The organism is Exiguobacterium aurantiacum, assembly GCF_001766415.1.
Classification (GTDB): Bacteria; Bacillota; Bacilli; order Exiguobacteriales; family Exiguobacteriaceae; genus Exiguobacterium; species Exiguobacterium aurantiacum_A.
Map to the genome: position 1 here is coordinate 1 of NZ_MKXO01000031.1, position 657 is coordinate 657.

Sequence of the window (657 nt, forward strand, 5' to 3'; positions counted from 1 at the left end):
TCCGATCTGATCATACGTCCAGATTGAAACATCAAAGAATCAGCAAAGTTCATCAATGAGGGCTGTTTCATCATTAATTGATTTAAAACAAGCAGTGCATAGCTGAAAAACATCAATACAAAGCCGAGTAAGAGCAGTCGCTTATATATTCTAATGGTTCTAGCACAAGACACCGCAATCATCCAAGTTTCGACCAAACATAACAGCCCTGTCAGGATAAGTGATTTGCCAAGCAGAAACGGGTACTGCTGCGTCATAAAAAACAGAAGAAGGTCCGCAGTCAAAGCAGAGATAATGAGAAGAGCCCCTCGCCAGAAAATGTGATACATCCACACACTGATAACAACCGTCCATAGAGAAGCGCCATTTCCATATAACCAAATGATATCGTTCATCTGACTAGGCAGCCGATTTGTAAACAAGCCAAACCCCGTATAGAGAACAAACAAACAGACAATGATCCACCCAGCTGCAACCGCATTCCAATCACCCATACTTGAAACTGCGCTTAGCTGAAAACCAATTGCCGCAATGAAAAGAAGTAAGATCAGAAAAGGCATTTTCTTTTCTTGATTTTTACTGATAAAGCGCCTTTGAGATTTCATCCATAATAGGGAGAGTGTGTTATTCACTTGACCACTCCCCCAGAAGTTGAAT

General features: G+C 41.2%; 1 protein-coding gene. It reads right to left on the reverse strand.

Annotation, left to right across the window (positions count from 1 at the left end; translation table 11 throughout):
- On the reverse strand, nt 1-632 hold a 632-nt coding region (skfF, locus tag BJU60_RS14785; protein ID WP_070329515.1), incomplete at its 3' end, for a sporulation killing factor system integral membrane protein.
- Between the last annotated feature and the right edge of the window lie 25 nt (nt 633-657).